The 23,637-nt window shown below is 65.4% G+C and carries 18 protein-coding genes; 11 read left to right on the top strand and 7 right to left on the bottom strand.

Annotation, left to right across the window (positions count from 1 at the left end; all coding sequences use genetic code 11):
• Nucleotide 1 precedes the first annotated feature (1 nt).
• The 3 genes from LPW30_RS00400 to gshB are packed head-to-tail and all read right to left on the bottom strand — an operon-like array spanning nucleotide 2 to nucleotide 2,408.
• Nucleotides 2-364 (bottom strand): NusG domain II-containing protein, encoded by a 363-nt coding sequence (locus LPW30_RS00400; RefSeq protein ID WP_239679812.1) that lies wholly within the window; start codon nucleotides 362-364, stop codon nucleotides 2-4.
• On the bottom strand, nucleotides 361-1,446 hold the full coding sequence (locus LPW30_RS00395; protein WP_239679811.1) for an FAD:protein FMN transferase: 1,086 nt from the start codon (nucleotides 1,444-1,446) through the stop codon (nucleotides 361-363). Before LPW30_RS00395 ends, LPW30_RS00400 begins: the two co-directional genes overlap by 4 nt.
• Nucleotides 1,443-2,408: a glutathione synthase gene (gene gshB, locus LPW30_RS00390; protein ID WP_274521594.1), complete on the bottom strand. Its 966-nt coding sequence runs from the start codon at nucleotides 2,406-2,408 to the stop codon at nucleotides 1,443-1,445. The genes LPW30_RS00395 and gshB overlap by 4 nt, the downstream gene beginning before the upstream one ends.
• A gap of 216 nt (nucleotides 2,409-2,624) precedes the next feature.
• Here gshB and LPW30_RS00385 point away from each other — a divergent pair, with 216 nt between their 5' ends.
• From LPW30_RS00385 to LPW30_RS00360, 6 genes are all read left to right on the top strand, one after another.
• Nucleotides 2,625-2,981 carry a response regulator gene (locus LPW30_RS00385; protein WP_177169973.1) on the top strand — a complete coding sequence of 119 codons (357 nt, stop codon included), beginning with the start codon at nucleotides 2,625-2,627 and terminating at the stop codon, nucleotides 2,979-2,981.
• 87 nt (nucleotides 2,982-3,068) lie between these two features.
• Complete coding sequence (locus tag LPW30_RS00380; protein ID WP_025282775.1) at nucleotides 3,069-3,431, top strand: response regulator; 363 nt, start codon at nucleotides 3,069-3,071, stop codon at nucleotides 3,429-3,431.
• On the top strand, nucleotides 3,431-3,991 hold the full coding sequence (locus tag LPW30_RS00375) for a chemotaxis protein CheW (RefSeq protein WP_035369662.1): 561 nt from the start codon (nucleotides 3,431-3,433) through the stop codon (nucleotides 3,989-3,991). Before LPW30_RS00380 ends, LPW30_RS00375 begins: the two co-directional genes overlap by 1 nt.
• A gap of 61 nt (nucleotides 3,992-4,052) precedes the next feature.
• Nucleotides 4,053-6,149, top strand: coding sequence for a methyl-accepting chemotaxis protein (locus LPW30_RS00370; RefSeq protein ID WP_239679809.1), 2,097 nt, complete (start codon nucleotides 4,053-4,055; stop codon nucleotides 6,147-6,149).
• Nucleotides 6,150-6,231: 82 nt separating this feature from the next.
• Nucleotides 6,232-11,751, top strand: a complete 5,520-nt coding sequence (locus tag LPW30_RS00365) for a hybrid sensor histidine kinase/response regulator (protein WP_239679808.1) — start codon at nucleotides 6,232-6,234, stop codon at nucleotides 11,749-11,751.
• Nucleotides 11,748-12,218, top strand: a complete 471-nt coding sequence (locus tag LPW30_RS00360) for a chemotaxis protein CheW (RefSeq protein WP_025282773.1) — start codon at nucleotides 11,748-11,750, stop codon at nucleotides 12,216-12,218. The genes LPW30_RS00365 and LPW30_RS00360 overlap by 4 nt, the downstream gene beginning before the upstream one ends.
• Here the strand turns inward: LPW30_RS00360 and LPW30_RS00355 are convergent, their stop codons facing one another.
• The 3 genes from LPW30_RS00355 to LPW30_RS00345 form a co-directional block, all read right to left on the bottom strand.
• Nucleotides 12,219-12,980, bottom strand: coding sequence for a 16S rRNA (uracil(1498)-N(3))-methyltransferase (locus LPW30_RS00355; protein WP_025282772.1), 762 nt, complete (start codon nucleotides 12,978-12,980; stop codon nucleotides 12,219-12,221). It abuts the gene before it with no gap.
• A 73-nt stretch (nucleotides 12,981-13,053) separates the two neighbouring features.
• Entirely contained in the window at nucleotides 13,054-14,583 is a 1,530-nt protein-coding gene (locus LPW30_RS00350) for a YifB family Mg chelatase-like AAA ATPase (protein ID WP_239679807.1), read from the bottom strand.
• Nucleotides 14,584-14,674: 91 nt separating this feature from the next.
• Nucleotides 14,675-16,246: an ArnT family glycosyltransferase gene (locus tag LPW30_RS00345; RefSeq protein ID WP_239679806.1), complete on the bottom strand. Its 1,572-nt coding sequence runs from the start codon at nucleotides 16,244-16,246 to the stop codon at nucleotides 14,675-14,677.
• A gap of 78 nt (nucleotides 16,247-16,324) precedes the next feature.
• Between LPW30_RS00345 and LPW30_RS00340 the strand changes: the two genes are divergently transcribed.
• The 4 genes from LPW30_RS00340 (at nucleotide 16,325) to LPW30_RS00325 (ending at nucleotide 20,761) form a co-directional block, all read left to right on the top strand.
• Nucleotides 16,325-17,236: a lysylphosphatidylglycerol synthase transmembrane domain-containing protein gene (locus LPW30_RS00340; protein WP_238623962.1), complete on the top strand. Its 912-nt coding sequence runs from the start codon at nucleotides 16,325-16,327 to the stop codon at nucleotides 17,234-17,236.
• A gap of 68 nt (nucleotides 17,237-17,304) precedes the next feature.
• Entirely contained in the window at nucleotides 17,305-18,312 is a 1,008-nt protein-coding gene (locus tag LPW30_RS00335) for a glycosyltransferase family 2 protein (RefSeq protein WP_238624047.1), read from the top strand.
• Nucleotides 18,313-18,496: 184 nt separating this feature from the next.
• Nucleotides 18,497-20,137 carry a tetrathionate reductase family octaheme c-type cytochrome gene (locus LPW30_RS00330; protein WP_239679805.1) on the top strand — a complete coding sequence of 547 codons (1,641 nt, stop codon included), beginning with the start codon at nucleotides 18,497-18,499 and terminating at the stop codon, nucleotides 20,135-20,137.
• Between the two features lie 12 nt (nucleotides 20,138-20,149).
• Nucleotides 20,150-20,761: a cytochrome b/b6 domain-containing protein gene (locus LPW30_RS00325; protein WP_025282766.1), complete on the top strand. Its 612-nt coding sequence runs from the start codon at nucleotides 20,150-20,152 to the stop codon at nucleotides 20,759-20,761.
• Between the two features lie 121 nt (nucleotides 20,762-20,882).
• On the opposite strand, the gene LPW30_RS00320 is transcribed toward LPW30_RS00325, so the two are convergent.
• Entirely contained in the window at nucleotides 20,883-21,086 is a 204-nt protein-coding gene (locus LPW30_RS00320) for a cold-shock protein (protein ID WP_025282765.1), read from the bottom strand.
• Between the two features lie 217 nt (nucleotides 21,087-21,303).
• On the opposite strand from LPW30_RS00320, the gene LPW30_RS00315 reads away from it, so the two are divergent.
• Nucleotides 21,304-23,487: a tRNA(Met) cytidine acetyltransferase TmcA gene (locus tag LPW30_RS00315; RefSeq protein WP_239679804.1), complete on the top strand. Its 2,184-nt coding sequence runs from the start codon at nucleotides 21,304-21,306 to the stop codon at nucleotides 23,485-23,487.
• Nucleotides 23,488-23,637: the final 150 nt, after the last annotated feature.

Raw genomic sequence — 23,637 nt, 5'->3', positions numbered from 1 at the left:
GTCAGTAGTTCATGCTGTCGAATTCGGACTCATCGCCCAGCACCTCGATGATCACCCGGTTGGGCAGGCTCACGGCCATGTCGCCGGTCCGCCTCAACCAGCCTGCGCTCTGGCAGATGCCCTGGGAGCCGGGGGAAGCAGCACAGCGCGCGGCCCCATCGGCGATCTCCACCACGGTGATGCCGGCAGGGCCCGAGATCTCCAGTTGCCGGGCCTCGTTCAGGGGCAGCCGGGCCACCTCTTCGTTGCCGGAAATCACCCGCACCTGCGAGGCGGGGGCACCCGGGCTCCAAAGCCAGGCATAGGTGCTGGCCACCAGCCCGCAGGCCAGCAGGATCACCAGGGCGTCGGCTCGGGTGATCATGCCGGCGGGGCGACGGACGCCGCGTCCTGCCCGTCGGGCAGCGGCGTGATGATGCGATCCTTGGGCTTCGTCTCGAAACGCACCCGCTTTTCCATGGCCGGGGTCATGTGCACCACGCCCGCATCATCGATGAGCATGACCTTCTCGATGCCCAGGCGGGCGGCGATGCGGGGCCAGTCGTCGGTACCGGCGATGAACAGGGCGGTGCTGGCCACATCCGCCTCGGCGGCATGATCATGGATCACCGTGACCGATCGGGTGCCCCGTGCGGGATGACCGGTACGCGGGTCGAGAATGTGATGATAACGCTCGCCCTCGTGCATGAAATACCGCTCATAGTCACCGGAGGTGAAAATGGCCTCATCGCCCTTGGTGTCGATGGCCGCGAGCACGCCCTGACCGTCGGGTGCGCGAACGCCGATGCGCCAGGGGCGGTTGCCCGGCCGGCCAATGGCGCGCAGGTCGCCCCCGGCATTGAGTATGGCGTTTTCCACGCCCAGGTCCTTGAGGTGTTCCATGGCCTGATGCAGGCCATACCCCTTGGCGTAGGCCCCCAGGTCCAGGCGCACGGCGGTGTTGTGACTGCGCATGCGGATGCCGTCGATCCATACATCGTCCATGGCAGGCTGTTGCTCCAGGATCGCCTGAATCTCCGCGTCATCCGGCGGCGGGCCCTGAGGGTCGTCCGACTGAAAGCCCCACAGGGCAAACAGCTCTCCCAGGGCCGGATTGAACAAGCCCTCGGTGGCCTCGGAGAGTCGCTTGGCCTCGATGATCAGCGGCAGTACCGAGGGGTTGGCGGAGAATTCCATGCCGGTGGCCAGCAGTTGGTTGGTGCGCCCCATGGGGCCGGGTTCCCAGGCATGCCAGGCGCCGTGCATGTAGTCCAGATCCGCCCGCACGGCCTCAGCGGCGGTGCGGGCCAGTTCCCGGTCAGCGGTGTAGATGTTCAGTTCGACGATGGTGCCGAAGGCGATGAAACGGTCCCGATGAATCTCCGGACGCTCGCAGCCGGCCATGAGGGCGGTGGTCACGATGATGGCCAGTACCGCAGCGGCCCTGTGAAGGATTGCCCGGCTCATGCCTCAGCCTCCAGTTTGCGGGCGATGGCACCCATGAGTTGATCTCCGATATCCAGTTCGAACAGGGTGTCCAGTTCCCGGATGCAGGTGGGGCTGGTCACATTGATCTCGGTGAGGTAATCGCCGATCACGTCCAGGCCCACGAAGGTCAGTCCCTTTTCCTTCAGCCTGGGGCCCACCTGCTGGCAGATCCATTGATCCCGGTCGCTGAGCTCCAGACCCTCGCCACGCCCGCCCACGGCCAGGTTGGCGCGGTTTTCACCCTCGGCCGGGATGCGGGCCAGGGCGTAGGGTACCGGTTCGCCGTCGATGAGCAGGATGCGTTTGTCCCCCTGGCGATATTCGGGCAGGAAGCGCTGCGCCATCACCGTGCGGGTGCCCCGTTGCGTCATGGTCTCCAGAATGACCCCCGTGTTGCTGTCCCCCGGGGTGAGGCGGAATACGGAAACGCCCCCCATGCCATCCAGGGGTTTGACCACGATATCCCCCTGGTGTGCCATGAACTCGCGGATGCGGCTGGGGTCGCGGCTGACCAGTGTGGGCGGGCAGCACTGGGGGAACCAGGCGGTGAACAGCTTTTCATTGGCGTCCCGCAGACTGGCCGGGTGATTCACCACATGGCAGCCCTCGGCCATGGCCAGCTCCAGCAAATAGGTGGTGTAGATATACTCCATGTCGAAGGGGGGATCCTTGCGCATGAGGATCACGTCCAGGTCAGCCAGGGGATGGGTGCCGGCCTCATCCAGCTCGTACCAGTGCATGGGGTCGTCGCGGACCGCCAGCGGGCGGGAACTGGCCAGCACGCGGCCGTCCTCCAGCCACAGGTCACCCTGTTCCAGATAATGCAGATGCCAGCCCCGGGACTGGGCAGCCAGCAGCATGGCCAGGGTGGAGTCCTTCTTCACCTGGATGCCCGCAATCGGGTCCATGACTACGCCCAATCGGATGTCTGTGCCGTTCATCGGCCCACCCCACACGCTTTCAAGGAGAATGGGTGCATCATACAAGACAGCAAAGGCAAAGCCATTGGCGGCGGCCTGGGGTTTTGTTTGATACGGCCCGGGGCATGGAGTAAATTCGGGGGCCTGTCTTGACACAACGGCATGCACGGGGGCGTCGTGAGCGAACACACCGAGGAAGGCGGTAGCGGGGAGGAGGATCTCTCGGGACTCAAGGTGATGGTCATCGACGATAGCAAGACCATCCGGCGCACGGCTGAGACACTGCTGAAAAAGCATGGCTGCGAGGTGGTGACGGCCACCGACGGCTTCGAGGCCCTGGCCAAGATCGCCGAGCACAAGCCGGACATCATCTTTGTGGACATCATGATGCCGCGGCTGGATGGCTATCAGACCTGTGCACTGATCAAGCACAACCGGTTGTTCAAGCAAACGCCGGTGATCATGCTGTCCAGCAAGGACAGCATCTTCGACAAGGCCCGGGGGCGTATCGTCGGCTCGGAGCAGTACCTGACCAAACCCTTCACCCGTGACGACCTGCTGGGTGCCATCAGGTCGCATGTCAGGAAACAGTAGGCCAGGCCCGGGGTGGGGCCGACCATACCCGGCCCATGCCGCCATCAGGGCGGATGAGGCCCAGAGCATCCATAGGGAGACCATGTCATGACCCGCATCCTGGTGGTCGATGATTCACCCACCGAACTGCATGTCATCAAGACCATGCTGGGCAAGCATGGCTATGAGGTGAGCACCGCTTCCAGCGGTGAGGATGGCATGGCCAAGGCGCGGGAGATCCTGCCGGACCTCATCCTCATGGATGTGGTCATGCCTGGCCTCAATGGTTTTCAGGCCACCCGGCAGCTGAGCCAGGACGCCGCGACCGCCAGGATCCCGGTGATCGTGGTCACCACGAAGGATCAGGAAACGGACCGGGTCTGGGCCATGCGCCAGGGTGCGCGGGATTACATCGTCAAGCCCGTGAAGGAGAAGGATCTGCTGGAACGGCTCAAGGACATCCTGCCCTGATGGAGTCCACCCAGACCCATACGGCGGCCGCGGATCCCTTCGCCTACCTGGTCTCCATGGAGCGCAAGGGGCGGTCCCTGGGTGGGCAGCTGCCCATTCAGGAGGAGCTGCGCGGGGCCTGGAAGGGCGTTCTGTTCCGCATTCACGGCGAATCCCTGCTGGCCCCCATGGAACAGGTGGCAGAAATCGTGACGCCCCCCTCGTTCACGCGCATCCCAGGGGTCAAGCCCTGGGCCCTGGGCATGGCCAACATGCGGGGCAACCTGCTGCCCATGATGGATCTGCACGGGTTCCTGTACGGCGACAACCTGGAATTCGATCCGCGACGGCAACGCCTGCTGGTGATGAATCACCAGGGCGTGTATGCCGGGCTGCTGGTGGAGAGCGTACTGGGGATGAAGCACTACTGGCGTGAAGAGCGGCTGGACGACGTGCCCGAGGTGGATGCGCGCCTGCAGCCTTACCTGGCCGGAGCCTGCCGCCGGGGTGATGAACATCTGGCGGTCTTCAGCCCGTGGAAGCTGGTGGACGACGAACAATTCATGAACATCTCGGCGTAAGCCGGTATCACACACAGGGTGCCATGGCGGCAGACGCCCATGGCGGGTCGAGGGAGACACGATGAAATCGCCTTCAAGTGACGGGGCCGCGAAGATGGGCATCAGCCGGGGCATGGCGGTGCTCACCGGCATTGTGGTGCTGTTGATGCTGCTGACCGTGTCCGCCTTCGTGTATTACACCATGCAGGTGGGTAACAGTCGGGACTATGCCGCCGTCGCCGCGGATCAACGACTGTGGGTTCAGCGTCTGGACTCCCAGGCCCGGGTGGCCGCAGCGGGCGATGATGCGGCCTTTGTGGAATTGCGGCGTCACCGGGATCGTCTGGACGCTTCACTGACCCGTTTGCGGGACGGCGATGCCGACATCACGCCGGTCTCCGGCGCCCTGACCGGGCCGCTGGGGGATCTGCGCGGCGCCTGGGACAGTTTTCGCCCCCCCCTGAATGACCTGCTGGATGCCCGCTCCACCCTGGCCGATGCCAGCGAGCGCGTCGGGCGCGCCGCCCCGGCACTGTCCCGACTGCGCGAGTCGGCGGAGGTGCTGGCCGGCGATCTGGCGGAGGCCGGTGCACAGTCCGACCGGGTCTATCTGGCAGCCCGCATCGCCATGAGCAGCCGGGACATGGAGCGGGATCTTCTGCTCGTCGAAGCCGGCGAGGGCCTTCCTGGCAGCGCCCAGCGTCTGGAGCAGGGGCTGCGGCGCCTGGAGGCGGACATCAATCGCCTGCAGGCCCTTGCCTTGCCGGACAACGATGTGGCGCCGGCCATGACAGATCAGGTGAGCCGGATTCAGGGCCACCTGGACAGCTTGAGCCCCGACCTTCAAGCCCTGGCGGGGTTGTCTTCCAGCCTGGCCCGCGTGTCCACGACCGCCGATCAGGCAAGCGCCCAGGCCGGCGACCTGCTGGCCGCGGTGGGTGGCTTTCAGGAGGCTGTGGAACGCCATGCTGCCGGGCTGAGCAAGTGGGTGATCGCCGGTTACCTGCTGGCGGCCCTGACGGTGGTGACCATCGGCCTGCTGGCCTATCTCTTCTATCAGGACGCCCAGCGCCGACTGGCCGTGACCACGGAGCAGAATCGTCGTAACCAGCGGGCCATCCTGCGCCTGCTGGATGAGATGACCAACCTGGCGGAAGGGGACCTGACCGTTCACGCCACGGTCACCGAGGACATCACCGGCGCCATTGCCGACTCGGTGAACTACGCCATCGACGCCCTGCGCAGCCTGGTGACCACCATCAACCAGACGGCCATGCAGGTCTCCACCGCTGCAGTGAAGACCCAGGCCACTGCGCTGCGCCTGGCCGACGCCTCCAACCACCAGGCCCGGGAGATCGCCTCCGCGTCCTCCGGCGTGACCGACATGGCCGACTCCATCGAGCAGGTGTCCCGCTCCGCCGAGTCCTCCGCCGAGGTGGCACAGAAATCCGTGCAGATCGCCTCCAAGGGCGCACTCACCGTGCGCAAGACCATCGACGGCATGGACACCATCCGCGAGCAGATCCAGGAGACCTCCAAGCGCATCAAGCGCCTGGGTGAATCCTCCCAGGAGATCGGCGACATCGTCAGCCTGATCACCGATATCGCCGACCAGACCAACATCCTGGCCCTGAACGCCGCCATCCAGGCCTCCTCGGCTGGTGAGGCCGGGCGCGGCTTCGCGGTGGTGGCCGACGAGGTGCAGCGACTCGCTGAACGCTCCTCCAACGCCAGCAAGCAGATCGAGGCCCTGGTCAAGACCATCCAGGCGGACACCAAGGAGGCGGTTATCTCCATGGAGCAGTCCACCTCCAACGTGGTGGGCGGTGCCAAGCTGGCCTTCGACGCCGGCGATGCCCTGGCCGAGATCGAAGGGGTGTCCCACCAGTTGGCTGACCTGATTGCCAACATCTCCAAGGCGGCGCGTCAGCAATCCGAGGTGGCGCAGAATATCTCCAACACCATGAACGTCATCCAGGAGATCACCATGCAGACCTCCGATGGCACCAACGAGACGGCCGTTTCCATCGGCAACCTGGCCAATCTGGCCTCCGAACTGCGCAAGTCGGTCTCCGGCTTCAAGCTGCCTGAGTCCGAGCAGCTGGAGACGGTGATCATCGACCCCGCCGACACTGACCAGGGAGGCAAGTCGGGCCGATCCGATCAGGGTCAGGCCTGATGCCCGAGTATCCAGGGCAATGACCTGCGGGGCACGATAGTCGCCGGTTCGCTAACACCATTGGGAACAGGCTGGGTGGGCCATGAGAGAAGACAGCCGAGAACATAGTGCCCTGCACTGGGTGAAGAAGGAGCTGGATGCGCTGCTGGTGGAGGCCCGCGTCGCCCTGGAAGCCTATCTGGAGGACAGTGCACAGACCGACAGGGTGCAGGAGACCCGCGCGCGGCTGCGGCAGGTGGAAGGCACCCTGCAGATGGTGGAGTTGTATGGCGCCGCCATGCTGGCTCGCGAGATGGAGGCGCTCACCACAGCCCTGGAGGACGATACCGTCACCAGCCGCGACGAGGCCTTCGAGGTGCTCATGCGGGCCATCCTGCAATTGCCCGACTACCTGGAGCACATCCAGACCGGCCACCGTGACATCCCCATCGTCCTGTTGCCGCTGCTCAATGACCTGCGCACCATCCGCAAGGCGGGGCTGCTGAGCGAGAATGTGCTGTTCTTCCCGGATCTGGCCGAAGGCGATGCCCTGCCCGGTCAATCTGCCGCCGAACCCCAGGAGGATGTCCGGGAATGGGCGCGCACCCAACGTCACCACTACCAGCGGGGCCTGCTGGCCTTATTGCGGGGCCAGAATGCCAAGGCCGGCCTGCACCGTATGGATCGGGTCATCAGCGGGTTGCGCCGCAATGCCCGCGAGGCATCGGTGCGCCGGCTGTTCGCCATTGCCGCTGCCGTCACCGAGGCCCTCACCGATGAGGGTCTGGAGCCTGGTGCGGCCGTCAAGCAGTTGCTGGGTACCCTGGATCGTCAGATCCGCACCCTGATCGATCAGGGTGAACAGGCCATGGCGGATCGCATCCCCGAGGAGTTGGTGCGTAACCTGCTTTACTACGTGGCCCGGGCACGCTCCGACGGGGAACAGGTGCGGGCGATCCAGCAGGCCTACCGCCTCAACGAGCTGGTACCCGATGAGGCGGATCTGGAAGCCGCCCTGGAGGGGTTGCGTGCCCCCAATCAGGAATTGATGAGTGCTGTTGCCAAGGTGATCCGCGAGGATCTGGCCGACGTCAAGGACAGTCTGGATGTCTTCATGCACACCGGTGGGCGCCGCGGCGCGGATCTGGACCCCCTGGTGGAAAAGCTGCATGGCATCGCCGACACCCTGGCCATGCTGGGCATGACCGAGCCCCGGGAGATTGCCCTGCGCGAGGCGGAGATCCTCGCCGCCATTGCCCGCGGCGAGAGTGAGGCTGACGAGCAGGTGCTCATGCAGGCGGCCGCCGAAATGCTCAATGTGGAGGCTGCCATCGGTTCGGCAGTGGCGGGTGAGGCCGGTCGGGAGCCGGAGCCGGCGGCTGGACGCCTGCCGCCCAGGTTGGGTGGCCTGTCACCGACGGATTCCCGTCCGGTGCTGGGGGCGCTCATTCGTGAGGCCCTGGCCGATATGAACCGGGCCAAGGAAGCCATCATCACCTTTTCCCAGGACCCCACCCACGTGCAGTCCCTGGATGAGGTGCCCGAGCACCTGGACGGCATTGCCGGGGCCCTGTCCATCCTCAACCTGGACGATGGCGTGGCCCTGCTGGAGGGGGTCCGGGATTACCTGCGCAACACCTTGATGAGCGGCGGCCAGCCGGCCACGGATGAGACACTGTCCACCCTGGCCGATGCCATCACCGCAGTGGAATGCTATCTCGAGGATCTGGATTCAGGGCAGGGAGATCCGGACGCCATGATAGAACTGGGCCGCTCGGCCCTGGCCCGTCTGGGTGTCGAGGGCATGACGGACGAGGCCACGGAGGCCCTGTTCCCGGATCTGTCCGAGGTGCCGCAGGCGCCGGAAGAACCGGCAGACCTGGACGAGACACTCCTGGCCGAAGGGGAGCTGGAACTGCTGGACCTGGAACCTCCTGAGACGACGCCCGAGGAGGTCGAACCCGAGACCGTGCTGACGGATACCGGGGATGAGGATCGCACCCTGGTGACGCCAGGTCGCCTGCCCGAGGAACAGGAGGACTGGCCGCCGTCGTTCCTGGGCGAATCCGATGTCACTCCGGAAGAGATCCCTGAAGAACCCTTGCCCGAGTGGGAGGACCAGACCCTGCGGCTGGAGCCGCTTGAGCCGCTTGAGCCGCTTGAGTCCGAGTCCGAGCCCGAGTCCGAGCCCGAGCCTGAACCCGAAACAACATCTGAAACCACCGGCGACGAGGTCTACGGCACCGAATCCTTGGCGGTGTTCGCCGGTGAGCCCGACGACGACATCCTGGAGATCTTCCTGGAGGAGGCTGCCGAGGAACTGGAACGCCTGCAGACCTGGCTGCCCCGCTGGCAGGCCAATCCGCAGGACGAAGAGGCCCTGACCACCATGCGGCGCTCCTACCACACCCTCAAGGGCAGTGGTCGTCTGGTGGGTGCGGAGTTGCTGGGCGAGTTTGCCTGGGCCAACGAGAATCTGATCAACCGTGTCATTGACCAGGCCATTCCCGTGGACGAATCGGTGCTGAGCCTCGCCGAGACCTCCTTGACGGTGTTGCCCCAGTTGGTGGGACAGATCCGCGGGGAGGGGGGGGCGGACGTCAACGTCCATGCACTGATGGATCGGGCGCGGCGTTTGGCATCGGGGCAGGGAGACAGGTCCACGCCCCTGCCCGCAGTCGAGCCTCCTGGGTTGGTGGAGCACGAGCCAGCGCCTGCAGCATCCACGGATGCCGAACCGGACGCTGAGACGGCCATGGAGCCGCGCATGGATCCGGCGCTGTTCGATATCTACCGCACCGAGACTGAGCAGCATCTGCACACCCTGGAAGACCTGATCGCCCAGGGTCGGCGGGAGGTGGAGGGATTGCCGATAAGCGAATCCCTGCAGCGCACCGTTCACACCCTCAATGGCAGTGCCCGCGCCGCCGACGTGCCCGAAGTCTCGGGTGTTTGCAGTGCCTGCGAGCGCTACCTGCGTGCCGTGGGGGAGGACGATAATCCGCGCCTGCCCGCGGACTCGCTGGACGAACTGGAGCAGATGCTCACCCACGTCCGTGTCGTGCTGGAGGCTCTGCTCCAGCCGGCGGGGTCCTGGGTGCCCGACGGGGCGGCACTGGAGGCCCGTTTCCAGGCGTTGTACGAAGAGGCGCTGGCGCGGCAGGAGGAGGCCCGTCAGGCCCGCAGTCACGATGAGGGGTTCGCCGAAAACGAAGGCGCCGATGTGGAAGGTGCCGACGTGGAAGATGCCGACGTGGAAGGCGCCGGGGAACCCGACGATGAGCTCATGGACATCTTCCTGGAAGAGGCCAGCGACATCCTCAACGAGGTGGATACCACCCTGGAGCGCTGGGGCGAGAGCCTGGATGATCAGGAACTGATCAACGAATTCCAGCGGCAGCTCCACACCCTCAAGGGGGGCGCGCGCATGGCGGGGATCACCGCCATCGCCGATCTGAGCCACGCCCTGGAAAGCCTGATGATCGCCATTTCCGAGGGGGAACGCGAGGCTCAGTCATCCATGCTGGACACCGTTCACCAGGGTGTTGACCGCCTGACCAGTATGGTGGAGCGGGCGCAGCGGGGTGAGCCTGTCCCGGTGGCCCCCGAACTGGTGGCGCAGCTGCACGACATGCGCGCGGGCGAGCCCGGCCCGGTGTTGGAACCAACGCCTGAGCCGGTACAGGAAGAGCCCGAGGTCCCTCCACCGGAAACCTCAGTGCCCATCCCGCCACCCCAGCCGTTCATGCCCGAGCCGGAGCCCGCTCCGGCCACACGCGCCGCTGCGGGGGGGCAGGAACAGGTGCGGGTGCGCGCCGATGTGCTGGATAACCTGGTCAACTTTGCGGGCGAGGTCAGCATCTACCATGCTCGCATGGAGCAGCAGATCACCGCATTCGGATTCAACCTGGGGGAGCTATCCCAGACCATCGCCCGGTTGCGCGAGCAGTTGCGCAAGCTGGAAATGGAAACCGAGGCGCAGATCCTGTTCCGGCACGAGCAGGAGCAGGGTGAGGATGCCAAGTGGCAGGAGGACTTCGACCCCCTGGAACTGGATCGTTATTCCAATATCCAGCAACTGTCACGGGCCCTGGCGGAGAGTGTCAACGACCTGGTGAGTATTCAGGATCTGCTCTCCGATCAGGTGCGTGATTCCGAAACCCTGTTACAACAGCAGTCGCGCGTCTCCACCGAGTTGCAGGAAGGGCTGATGCATACCCGAATGGTGCAGTTCGACACCATGGCGCCGCGGCTGCGCCGCATCGTGCGCCAGACGGCCACGGAACTGGGCAAACGGGTGGAACTGGACATCGAGGGGGAGGCCAGCGAACTGGACCGCTCCGTGCTCGAGCGCATGGTGGCGCCCCTGGAACACATGCTGCGCAATGCCATCGCCCACGGCATCGAGCCCCCGGAAAAACGCCTCGCCCAGGGCAAGGAGCCTGTGGGTCGCATCCTGCTGCGGGTCAGCCGTGAAGGTTCCGAAGTGGTTCTGCAGGTGCGGGATGACGGCGCCGGCATTCCGCTGGAGATGGTGCGGGAGAAGGTGCAACGCCTGGGGATGGTGCGTGACATGGCGTCCCTGTCGGACCACGACCTGATGCAGTTCATCCTGGAATCGGGCTTCTCCACCGCCGATCAGGTGAGCCAGATCTCGGGCCGCGGGGTGGGCATGGACGTGGTCAATAGCGAAATCAAGCAACTGGGCGGCGTACTGGCCATCGACAGCACCCAGGGAGAGGGCACCATCTTTACCGTGCGCCTGCCCTTCACCCTGGCCATCACCCAGTCATTGCTGGTGCAGACCGGGGAGGACGTCTACGCCGTGCCCCTGTCCAGTATCGAGGGCATCGTGCGCATGCGTGCCCGGGATCTGGCCGCGCTGTATGCGGAGCAGGACCCCCAGTACGAATATGCCGGCAATCAGTATGAGGTGAAGCACCTGGGGGCGCTGCTGGATGTCTCCCAGCCCCTGTTGCACAACCCGGATACCATGTTCCCGGTGCTGCTGGTGCGCTCTGGCGATGTGCGCATTGCTCTGCAGGTGGATAACCTCCAGGGCAGTCGGGAGGTGGTGATCAAGTCCGTGGGGCCGCAGGTGGCCAAGGTCAAGGGCATCTCCGGCGCCACCATCCTCGGGGACGGCCGGGTGGTGATGATCCTGGATATCCCCGCCCTGGTGCGGGCCGGCGCCGGTGTGCAGCTGGTCTATCACGGCGATGGCCAGCCCGGCGCGGAGGAGTCCCGGGCCACCATCATGGTGGTGGATGATTCCATCACCATCCGCAAGGTGACGGCCCGGGCCCTGGAGCGCCACCATTATCAGGTGCTGACCGCCAAGGACGGCCTGGATGCCCTCGCCCTGCTGCAGGACACCGTGCCGGACCTGATCCTGCTGGACATCGAGATGCCGCGCATGGACGGTTTTGAGCTGGCCACCCACGTGCGTAACGATGTGCGTCTGAATCACATTCCCATCATCATGATCACCTCCCGCACCGGCGACAAGCATCGGCAGCGGGCCATGGAGATCGGCGTGAATCACTACCTGGGCAAGCCCTATCAGGAAACCGACCTGCTCAACCACATCCAGGGGTTGCTGGAGGCCCAAGGCACCCGATGAGCAATCAACAGCCGGACAGCGTCAATTGTTTCATCATCTCACTGCAGGAGCAGAACCTGCTGCTGCCCCAGTCGGTGGCGGTGGAAGTGGTGACCCAGCAGGTGGTGAGGAGTGTGCCTGGTGCCCCCGCGTGGCTGCGCGGGGTCTTCGACTGGCGCCAGGCCCAGGTCCCCATCGTCTCCCTGGACACCCTGCTGCAGGTGCCCGAGGAGCGTCAGACCCGCATCAACCGTTTCGTGGTGCTGCATGGTGTGGAACGCCATGCAGGCCTGGAATATTACGGCTTGCAGGTGCGGGGCATCCCCCATCCCGTGAAGCTCAGCCCTGCCGATATCGAACTGGAGCCGCGCCGCGAAGAGGACCCATCGGTGATTGCCGCCCGGGTGCGTGCCAGTGGGGTGCTGTGCATCATCCCCGCCTTCGAGATGATGGAGGACATGCTCGAGGCCGGGCTCAAGGGGCTTTGATCAGCCCATGTCCCCCCACAGGGACTGGATGATGGCCAGGGCCGCTACACCGGCGGTCTCGGTGCGCAGCACCCTCGGGCCCAGTCGCACCGGGCTCAGGCCGCAGTGACGGGCCTGGGCAATCTCACCTTCCTCCAGTCCGCCCTCGGGGCCGATCAGCAGCGTGACCGCCCGGGGCTGATCCCTGGATGCCGCCAGATCCCCAAGACCTGATGTGGCCTCCGGGTCCAGTACCAGCGACCATGAGGCGACTTCCTGCGCCTCGCGCCCCGGCTGCTCGTCCAGCCACTGGCTCAGGGGCAGGGGGGGCAGCAACTTCGGGATATCCGTGCGACCGCTTTGCTCGCAGGCGCTGATGATCACCCCACGCCAATGGTCCAGGCGCTTTTGCATGCGTTTCGGGTCGTCATGGGTCACGCTGCGCCTGGCCACCAGCGGCTGAATCCGGCTCACCCCCAGCTCCGTGGCCTTTTGCAGGCTGTAGTCCATGCGGTCCCCCTTGGCGATACCCTGCAGCAGGGTCACGCGCAGCGCCGGGCGGGTGTCCCGGGGGCGATGTTCATCAATGTGCACCCGGGAGGCCCTGCGTTCGGCCTGGGTGAGGGTGACGGCATATTCGCCGCCTTCGCCGTTGAAGAGTATCAGCGGTGCCCCTACCCGCAGCCGCAGCACCTGCACCACATGCCGGTGGGCGCGTTCGTCCAGGGCGATCTCTTCGCCGGTTTGCAGGGGTTGATCGATGAAGCAGCGTGGGATGCGCATGGCCAGGGTCCGGTGGCTGTCACGGGGAGGCGGCTCACCTTACCCTTTGTGCCGGCCGTGCTCCAGTCCCGGCTTATCCGCCCGTGTCTTCTCGCCAACGGTCCATGGCCCGATAGCTCAGGGCCTCCATGAGATGCGCCTGCTGGATGGTCGCCTGTTCATCCATGTCCGCCAGGGTACGAGCCACCCGCAGGATGCGGTGATAGCTGCGGGCCGACAGCCGGAACCGGTCCATGGCCTGTTCCAGCAAGCGTCGGTTTTCTGCGCTCAGTTCCGTCAGTCGCTCCAGTTCGCGACCGGAGAGGGCCGTATTCAGGCAGCCCTGTCGCGCCAGCTGCCCCTCGCGACAACGGAGCACCCGGGCTCGCACGGTGGCGCTGGACTCCGGGGTGGGGCCGGCGTCCATGAGTAGATCCCGGGGCAGGCGCGGCACCTCGATGCACAGGTCGATGCGATCCAGCAGGGGTGCCGAGATGCGTCCGCGCTGACGCCTGCGTTGTTCCGGTGTGCAGCGGCATTGCGGCCCCAGGTCGCAGTCATATCCCTGAGGGCAGGGGTTCATGGCCGCCACCAGTTGAAACCGCGCGGGAAACTCCGCCTGATGTGCCGCCCGGGAGATGGTGATCTGGCCGGTCTCCAGGGGCTCGCGCAGCACGTCCAGCACCCGTCGGTCGAACTCGGCCATCTCATCGAGGAAAAGAATGCCGTGATGGGCCAGGGAAATCTCCCCGGGACGCGGTCGTGAGCCACCTCCCACCAGGGCCACCCCGGAGGCCGTGTGATGCGGCGACCTGAATGGCCGGGTGCGCCAACGACGGGTGTCGATCCCCTGCTGGCTGATGGCGTGCAGGGCAGCGGTCTCCAGGGCCTCGGCCTCGCTCATGGGGGGCAACAAGCCCGGCAGGCGACTGGCCAGCATGGTCTTGCCGGTGCCTGGCGGGCCGATCATCAGCAGGTGATGGGCGCCGGAGGCGGCCGCCTCCAGGGCGCGCCGGGCCTGGGGCTGGCCGCGCACGTCCGCCAGGTCGGGCAGGGCGGATCCATGATCATCATCGGTGCCCTCGGATCGGCGCGGATGACTGTCCAGGGGCGATTCGCCACATAGATGCCTGCACACCTCCAGCAGATGTCCCGCGGCGATCACGTTCACATCCTCCACCAGCACCGCCTCGTCCGCATCCCCCCGGGGCAGGACCAGTGTTCGCCCCGCCTGGTGGGCGGCCATGGCCGCCGGCAGAACGCCACGCACCGGGCGCAACTCGCCGGTGAGACCCAGTTCGCCCAGGAATTCGCTGTTACGGATGGAAGCCATGGGGATCTGCCCCGAGGCGGCCAGGATGCCCAGTGCAATGCCCAGATCGAAGCGGCCGCCATCCTTGGGCAGGTCGGCAGGGGCCAGGTTCACGGTGATGCGCCGGGCGGGAAACTCGAAGCCGCTGGTCTGCAGTGCGGCCCGCACCCGGTCGCGGCTCTCCTTCACCGCGGCCTCGGGCAGGCCCACCATGGCAAAGCTGGGCAGGCCATTGGCCAGGTGCACCTCGATATGCACCGGAGGCGCCTGGATGCCCAGTTGCGCCCGGCTGGCGATGACAGCAAGATTCATGGATCCTTCCATCGGGTCTCGTCCTTGAAGACCGCAGACTATACGCGGCCACAAGGCGGTGGCAAGTGCCACCGCCCGGGACGGGTTGGCCTCACCGGGCCAGCACCCTCACCAGCACCACGCCGCGTTGGGAGAACAGGATCTCGTAGTCCTCCAGCCGCTCCAGGGAGTCCTGCTTGGTGACGGCCACTTCGCCCACCTCGGGCTCTCGGCGCTCCACGCTGCGCTCTGCATAGATGTTGAAGCTCGGGTTGTGCAGGCGCCACATGACCACCGTATCGGGCAGATCGCGGGCGGCCAGGCCCGCTTCCTTGATGGGGGCCTGTTGCAGGCCGGCGGCGGCCGGGAGCAGCAGACCGGCCACGCCCACGTTCATCACCAGCCCCAGCAGGAAGATGCGCCAGGCCCGGGCCATGCGCCGGTCGAACATGAAGAACACCGCCGCCACGGTGGCAATGGCGAAGAAGGCATGCCAAAGCGGCCCGAAGTGCTGTGGGTAGTCGCTCAGCAGGGCCAGGATGAAGTCATCGTCCACATGGGGCTTGATCAGCCCCACCAGCTCCGGCAGGGCCAGCAGGGCGCCGAACAGCAGGGCCGGGGGCAGGAACAGCAGGAAGCGGCTGCGCACCGCGTCCAGGTGCATGGCCATGAGGATGAACAACGGCGTCACGCCATAGAAGATGTAGTGGGGCAGCTTGGTGCTGGCCAGGGAGAACAGGGCCAACACGAACAGGAACCACAGCAGCAGATAGCCCTGCAGGTCATCCCGGAAGCGTTCCTTGAGTTCCACAAAGCTGCGCAGCATCACGGTGGTGTAGGGGAGCATCACCACCAGCAGCACCGGCAGATAGTAAAAGATCGGCCCACTGTGGCTCTCCATGGGCTCCAGGAAGCGCTGCAGGTTGTGCTCCAGGAAGAACCCGAGCAGGAAGCCCGGCCCCTCCCGCCAGGTGATGGCCAGATACCAGGGCAGCACCAGCAGCAAGAAGAGCAGGATGCCCAGGGGGTTGAAGGCGGCCTTCAGCCAGTCCCGCCAGCGGCCCTTGAGGGCATAGAAAATCAGGCTGACCGCCAACGGGATGACCACCGCCACTGGCCCTTTGGTGAGAAAACCCAGGCTCATGCAGGCGAAGGCCAGGTATACCCAGCGGTGACCGCCCTCCCGGAAGTGCAGGAAGATGGCGAACATGGCCCCGGCAATGAACAGGTTCAGGGCGGCATCGGCGATGGCCCCGCGACCCACGATGATGATGCCGATGGTGGTGGCACCGATGATGCCTGCGGCCAGGGCCGTGTGGTGGCCCAGCACGCGACGGGTGAAGGCCCAGATGAGCAGCATCCAGCCGGCCGAGGCCAGGGCCGAGGGCAGTCGCAGGGCGAACTCGTTCAGCCCCAGGGCGCTCACGCTCAGGGCCTGTAGCCAGTAGATCAGTATCGGCTTATCATAACGCGGCTCGCCGAACAGGTAGGTGGCCAGAAAATCCCCGCGCTCCAGCATGTTCCGGGTGGCCTCGCTGAAGGCGCCTTCGTCCAGGTCGAACAGGGCGAAACCGTCCAGGTTGTAGAAAAAGCCCGTGAACATGGCGGCCAGGAACAGCACCCACAGCCAGCGCAGTGAGAGTTGATCCAGATCGGGACTCAGGGGGTCGGCAAAGCGGGACATGCCATCGGACCTGTCGGGACGAGTGAAAGGGCCGACAGTCTACCAAACAGCGCCGCCGCGCTCTGCCTTCAGTTACCCATGCCTCACCTCAGACTGCTCACCTCCATTGCCATCTTCGGCGCCTTTGTTGTCTTCGTGGAACTGGCCTACGGTTGGTCACGGGTATTGGCGCCCTGGGCCGAACTCTCCTGGGGCCTGGTCATCGTGGCCGCCCTGCTGGCCGGGCTGACCTATGTCCTGCGCACCCTGCGACTGTACGACTATTATCGGCCAGTGATGAGGGGCCGCTTTGGTGCCTGCCTGCGCCTCACCCTCACCCATAATCTGCTGAATAATCTGCTGCCCATGCGCACCGGGGAGTTGAGCTTTCCGCTGCTCATGGCGCGTTACTTCCAGGTGCCACCACTGAACTCCGTGCCGGTGCTGCTGTGGTTCCGGTTGATGGATCTTCACACCCTGGGATTTTTCGCCCTGCTGGCCCTGGGCAGTCATGCCCTGGGGGTGGGGCCGGCCCTCGCACTGTCGCTCATGTGGCTGGCCACCTTGCCGCTCATCCGCCGGATGGCACCTTTCTTGATTGCCCGGATCGAACCCTGGGAGGACCGTCGTCTGGCATCCCTGATGCTCAGGGCCTTGCAGGCCCTGCCCGAGTCGCCCCGGGCATTCTGGCGTGCCTGGGGCTGGACCATGGGCAATTGGGCCGTCAAACTTGCCGTCTTTGTCTGGGTCCTGGCCCTGTTCCTGGAGACCTCGGCCCCGGCTTTGTGGCTGGCGGTGATCGCCGGCGACCTCACCAGTGTACTGCCGGTGCACGGTGTGGCTGGCGCCGGTACCTATGAGGCCGGTGTCATGGCGGCCCTGCTGCCCTTCGGTGTAAACGCCCAGGATGCCCTGGCGGCCGCCATCAACCTGCATTTGTTCATGCTGGGATCAACCCTTGTCGCCGGTGCCCTGGTGCCCTGGCTCCCGGCGACCCGAGGAGAAAACTGATGTCCACCCTGCTTCCTGCCGACCCTTCAGCCAACGAAGCCAGCCCTGGGGACGGCCTGGGCTACGCCATGTATGTGACCGAGGAGGGGTTGTCCCTGTCCCTGGTGGTGCCCATGTACAACGAGGAAGACAATGTGGTCCCGCTGGTGGAGCGCATCCACGAGGCCCTGGCGGGGCAGCCCATCCCCTGGGAAGTGGTGCTGGTGGATGATGGCAGCGCCGATGCCACACCCGACCGCATGCTGGAGCAACGCAAGCGCCATGGCCGGCATGTGCGGGTGGTGTGCCTGCAGCGCAATTTTGGTCAGACCGCCGCCATGCAGGCGGGTATCGACCATGCCCGGGGCAGCATCATCGCCACTCTGGATGGGGATCTGCAGAATGATCCCGGCGACATTCCCGCCATGGTACGACGCCTGCTGGAGGAGGATCTGGACATGGTGGCGGGGTGGCGCAAGGATCGCCATGACGACCTGTGGAAACGCAAGATCCCCTCGCGGATCGCCAACAAGCTCATTCGGTGGACCACCAAGGTGAACCTGCACGACTACGGCTGCAGCCTGAAGGTGTTCCGGGCCGATGTCCTCAAGGGGGTGCGGCTCTACGGCGAGATGCACCGTTTCATCCCGGCCTGGTTCGCCACCCAGACATCGCCCCGGCGTATCCGCGAGCACGTGGTCACCCACCATGCCCGGGCCCACGGGGACTCCAAGTACGGTATTTCCCGCACCTTTCGGGTGATCCTGGATCTGCTGTCGGTCTATTTCTTCATGCGCTACAAGGCCCGGCCTGGGCATTTCTTCGGCTCCATCGGCCTGGTCTTCGGTGGGTTGGGCTCGGTGATCCTGGGCTATCTGTTCCTGGTGAAGGTGCTGCTGGGTGAGAGCATCGGCACACGGCCGCTGCTGTTCGTGGGGGTGATGTGCGTGCTGGTGTCGGTGCAACTGTTGACCACCGGCGTGCTCAGCGAACTCATGGCCCGCACCTATTTCGAATCCGGCCGCATCCGCTCCTATGTGGTTCGCGCTGGCGGCTATGAGCGCGCCGAGCAGGCCGACTGGCATCGTGCAGGTTGATGCCGGGCCGCCTTTGATGTGGGTCATGGACTTCGCCTTTCGCCATGGCGCGAAGGGTTTGAGTGGTTTATTAGTAAATACTAATTAATCGACCCATCAGCGGTCTCGATAGGCCCCGTTACGCAGCGCGGCGTTCCGCCGCCCGCCGGGGCCTTCCTCCGCGACACCTCCCGAGGAGTCATTCGTGTCAAGACCCCTTGTCTGCTCTTTCCTGCTCGGAATCATGCTGACCCTGTTGATGGCACCTGTCCTGGCACAGGAGCCGGGCCAGTCGCCGGCGGCAGATACCCTGGATGCCCCCACCATGCTGCTGGAGAGCACTGCGGATCATCGCAAGTTCGAACAGCTCAGTGGTCCGTTCGAGTCTGGTCCCGATGTCACCCGGGCCTGCCTGGAGTGCCATACCGAGGCGGCCCTTCAAGTCCATCGCAGCATCCACTGGACCTGGGAGTATGATCAGCCGGAAACCGGCCAGAAGCTGGGCAAACGCTTTGCCCTCAATAATCTGTGCCTGGGGATTGCGGGCAGCGAGGAACGTTGCAGCTCCTGTCACACGGGTTACGACTTCGACGGTGCTGACTTTGATTTCACCGCCGAGGAAAAGGTGGACTGCCTGGTGTGCCACGACACCACCGGCACCTACGTGAAGTTCCCCGTGGGCGGCGGCCATCCGCCCGCCGAGGACAGGGTCTTCCGTGGCACCCTTTTCAAGGCACCGGATCTGGCCGAGGTGGCGCAGAACGTGGGCAAGACCAGCCGCGAGACCTGCGGTTCCTGTCACTTTGAGGGGGGCGGGGGTGATGCGGTCAAGCATGGGGACCTGGACAGCACACTGTTGTCTCCCGCCCATTCCGTGGACGTGCACATGTCACCGGACGGGCTGGATTTCAGTTGCTCCACCTGCCATGAATTCAGCGGGCATATCCAGGAAGGCAGTCGCTACCATGTAACCGCCAAGGCTGAGGGTGGCATCAGCGTGCCCGGGCGCGAGAGCGAACGCCCATCCTGCGAGTCCTGCCATGGCACCGAGCCCCACGACACCCGCATCCACGACAAGCTCAATCAGCACGTGGAGCGCATCGCCTGTCAGACCTGCCACGTGCCGGAAATCGCCCGGGGCGGGATGCCCACCAAGATCTCCTGGGACTGGTCCACTGCGGGCGAGCGGAACGAGGATGGGCGCCCCATCGTGCGCAAGGATCAGCAGGGCAACGTGATATATGACGGCATGAAGGGGAGCTTCGGCTGGGACGAGGACTATCCCCCCCTCTACCGCTGGTTCGACGGCAACATGCGCTACACCCTGCTGGGTGACCGCATCGACCCGGGCCAGCCGGTGGAAGTGAACTTCCCCGAGGGCAGCCCCGATGACCCGCGCGCCCGCATCTGGCCCTTCAAGGTCATGGAGGGGCGCCAGCCCTATGACACGCAGTTCGAGACCCTGCTCCTGGCCCACCTGTTCGGCCGGGACGACAATGCCTTCTGGCGGGGTTACGACTGGGACAAGGCCATCACCTCGGGCATGGCCGAGGCCCGCCGTGCCGGTCAGACCGATGCGACCTACAGCGGCAGTTTCGATTTCGTGGACACCCGCATGTACTGGCCGGTGAATCACATGGTGGCGCCCAAGGAGCAGGCCTTGAGCTGCGAGTCCTGCCACAGCACGGACGGGCGCCTGGCGGATCTGCCCGGGCCCTACATTCCAGGGCGGGATCGTCATCCCTGGATCGAACCCATCGGCTGGACGGCCGTGATCCTCACCCTGCTGGGCGTGCTGGGCCACGGCGGGGTCCGTTACTGGCTCCATCGCCGCCGCTACCACTGACGAGTGCATACCATGAGTTCAGTTCGTATCTTCACCCTGTATGAGCGTTTCTGGCACTGGAGCCAGGCGGTGCTGATCTTCGGCCTGTTGCTCACGGGGTTCGAGATCCACGGCACCTACGGGCTGCTGGGCTACAACACCGCGTTCTCCATCCATATCGTGCTGGCCTGGGCGCTGATCGTGCTGTGGGCCTTCACCATCTTCTGGCATGTGGTCACCGGTGAGTGGCGCCAGTACGTGCCCACGCACCGGGGCATGCTGGCGGTGATGATGTACTACGCCTACGGGATCTTCTCGGGGGAGGCCAAGCCCTATACCCAGACGCCCGCGTCCAAGCACAATCCGCTGCAGCGCATGGCTTATTTCAGCTTCAAGGCGGCCATTGCCCCGGCGCTGTGGATCTCGGGTCTGCTGTTACTCTTTTATGCCGCCTGGCGCGGGACGGCGCTGGAGGGCCTGCTCCCTTTCGCCACCGTGGCCTATGTGCATGTGGCCGCGGCCTTCGGGTTGCTGGTCTTCATCATTGGCCATGTCTACATGGCCGGCACCACGGGTGATCCCTGGTATGCCTACCTGAAATCCATGTTCACCGGGAAGAAGGAAGGCCGCTCGGACAGCCACTGAAGTCAGGGGCCGTCGAGTCCCTGAAACAAAAGAACCCCGCCAAGGCGGGGTTCGCATCACTCAATTCTGTTGTCAGGTCTGCTGGGTTCGGCAGGCTTGCGCCCCCGGGCCTTCAGCCTGATCAGGCGGGCTGGACGTTCGCCGCAGCCATGCCCTTGGGCGTGGTCTGGGTCTCAAAAGAGACCTTCTGGCCTTCGGCCAGCGTACGGAAACCACCGCCTTCGATGGACGAGAAATGTACAAAGACATCCTTGCCGCCATCGTCGGGGGTGATGAACCCAAAGCCCTTGCTTTCGTTAAACCACTTCACGGTACCAGTCAGCACTTCAGTATTACCTCGATCAAAAGAACAAAAGAGCAGAGCGAGTGAAGTCCATACCATCAAGCGATTCAGGCCCGTCCAGTCAGGGCTTTCACAATGTCTGCTCGCTCGATCATACGCCTGACCCTGGTTGGATGCTATAACTGTTTCACATTTTTGCGTTCCAGTGATCCAGTTCTCCTCACGGGCGGCACGCCACCACGGCCCCGACGGCAAAACCATGTCCTCACCCCAGGTTTCCCGGCGCACCCCGGCGCATCGGTCACAGCGTTCCAGCCCCGACGTCCGGATCACACCGACTGATTCCCCGGAGCACCGTCGCCTTGTCTGGCTGGCCGGCCCGGCAGAACCCATGCAGGCGCTGGCATGGGACTGGTGCGCCGGTTTGTCCGCAACCATGCGGATGGCCTGGGTGGGAGCCGCACCGGCCTCGCCGGCCTCGTACCCACACCTGCCCTCGGCCCAGGCCGATACCTTGCTGGGGCGGACGCTGGATGTGCTGATTCTGGACGCCACGGCCGGCTTGCATTCCGACGCCCTGGGAGCTGCGACGGGTGCAGTGCGCGGGGGTGGCGTGGTCCTGTTGATCCTGCCCCGACGCCAGGCAGAGGTCTCCCGTTTCGGGCAGCGGTGTCTGCGTGTTCTGGGGGACTCGGGGCTGTTGCCGCTGAATCCGTCACGGGAGAGCCTGACGGCCCGGGACCTGCCTTTGCCTTTCCCCCTGCCAGTCGGCATGCCCCGGACGCCCGATACGGATGACTGCCTCACAGGGGATCAGCATCAGGCTGTCCAGGCCCTGGAGCGCCTGGCCCATGGCCGGGCCGGACGCCCGCTGGTGCTCACCGCCGACCGGGGACGGGGCAAATCCGCGGCCCTGGGCATCGCTGCCGCCCGTCTGCTGGCGGCCCGTCAGGAACTGCCGGTGACGCATGCCCCTTACCGCATCCTGGTCACTGCGCCTCGTCTTGCTTCGGTGGCGCCGGTGTTCGCTCACGCTCGGGGCGGTCTGGGGGAGGACTCTTCGGGCGCGGCGCGTGATCGGGGCCATCGGCTGGAGGTGCCCGGTGCCGTTCTGGAATATCGTCCCCCTGACGAGGCCTGTGACATCCCTGCGGATCTGCTGCTGGTGGATGAGGCTGCCGGGATCCCCGTCCACTGGCTTGTCCGACTGCTGGAGGGGCATCAGCGGGTCGCCTTTGCCACCACCATCCATGGCTATGAGGGGGCCGGGCAGGGGTTTGCGACCCGGTTCCAGGGGATTCTGCGGAGCCGTGCCCCGCAGACCCGCTATCTGCACCTGACCCAGCCGATCCGCTGGGCGGCGGATGACCCGGTGGAGGCCCTCATGGATCGTTTGCTGATGCTCAGCGCTCGACCGGCCGAGGTGGGGCATGAGGCCCGCCCAAACCCTGGGGAGGGCATGGTCCAGGTGCTCTCACCTTCTCTGTGGCTGGAGGACGAACCCCTGCTGGAGCAGGTTTTCGGTCTGCTGGTGCTGGCCCATTACCGCACCCGTCCCTCGGATCTGCAGCGCCTGCTGGATGACTCCGGACTTCAGGTACTGGCCTGGCGCCATCAGGGGCAGGTGGTTGCCGTGGCGCTGCTGGCGCGGGAAGGGGGGCTGGATGACGAACTGACCCGGGCCGTTGCCCAGGGGCGCCGCCGGCCCCAGGGGCATTTTCTGCCGGTGGGGATGATTCTCCATGGTGGTGCCCCGCCGGCCTCGGGCCGTCTTCATTATGAGCGGGTGGTGCGGATTGCCGTGCATCCGCAGTTGCAACGGCAGGGCCTGGGCACGGCCCTGCTGAGGCGGGTGGTGGATCATGCGTGCCAGGGGGGCGCCGACCTGGTGGGAGCGGGCTTTGGGGCCACGCCGGAGCTCCTGGATTTCTGGCGCGGCGAGGGGTTTGAAGTCACTCGCATCGGCGTCAAGCCGGAGGTGAGCAGTGGTGGCTGGGGCGCCACGTTACTGCGCCCACTCACCCAGGCCGGTAGAGAGGCCATGGAACCGGCGCGCAGCCACTTCGTTCGCGGTCTGCCGCGGCTGCTGGCCGGTCCCTTGCGTTCCATGGACGCGGACCTGGCGCTGTCCCTGGGTGCCGGCTCGGGCGCTCCGCCGCCCGCGCCACGGGATATCCCGGCCCTGGAGGCCTTCGCCCGCTGGCAGCGCCCCTTCGAAGCCTGTCTTCCCGAACTGGATGCCCTGATCCGCTGGGGTCTGGCCGATCCAGCGCGCCTTGCCGGGTTGCCCAGGGCGCATCGTCTCGCACTGGTGATGTGTCTGCTGCAGCAGCGTTCCTGGGAGGCGACGGCCCGGGCGCTGGGGGTGTCGGGGCGCAAATCGGTGATCCGATGTCTGCGTGAGGCGGTGGAAGGGGTTGCCAAGCGGTTTTGGGCCGCTTAAGATCAAGACCAAGTGAACAACACAACTATTCGGATCGCCATTTAATGTTCGGCCACATCGTCAGCGTACGGGTACTGGTAGTCGTGGAAACACCACGGCCCGGGAGCCTGTTGCGCTGACGATCTGACCACACCGATCCGATTCCTGCAA

This window comes from Ectothiorhodospira variabilis, from assembly GCF_022227625.1.
Taxonomy (GTDB): Bacteria; Pseudomonadota; Gammaproteobacteria; order Ectothiorhodospirales; family Ectothiorhodospiraceae; genus Ectothiorhodospira; species Ectothiorhodospira haloalkaliphila.
This window is presented reverse-complemented; position numbering and strand designations above follow the sequence as displayed.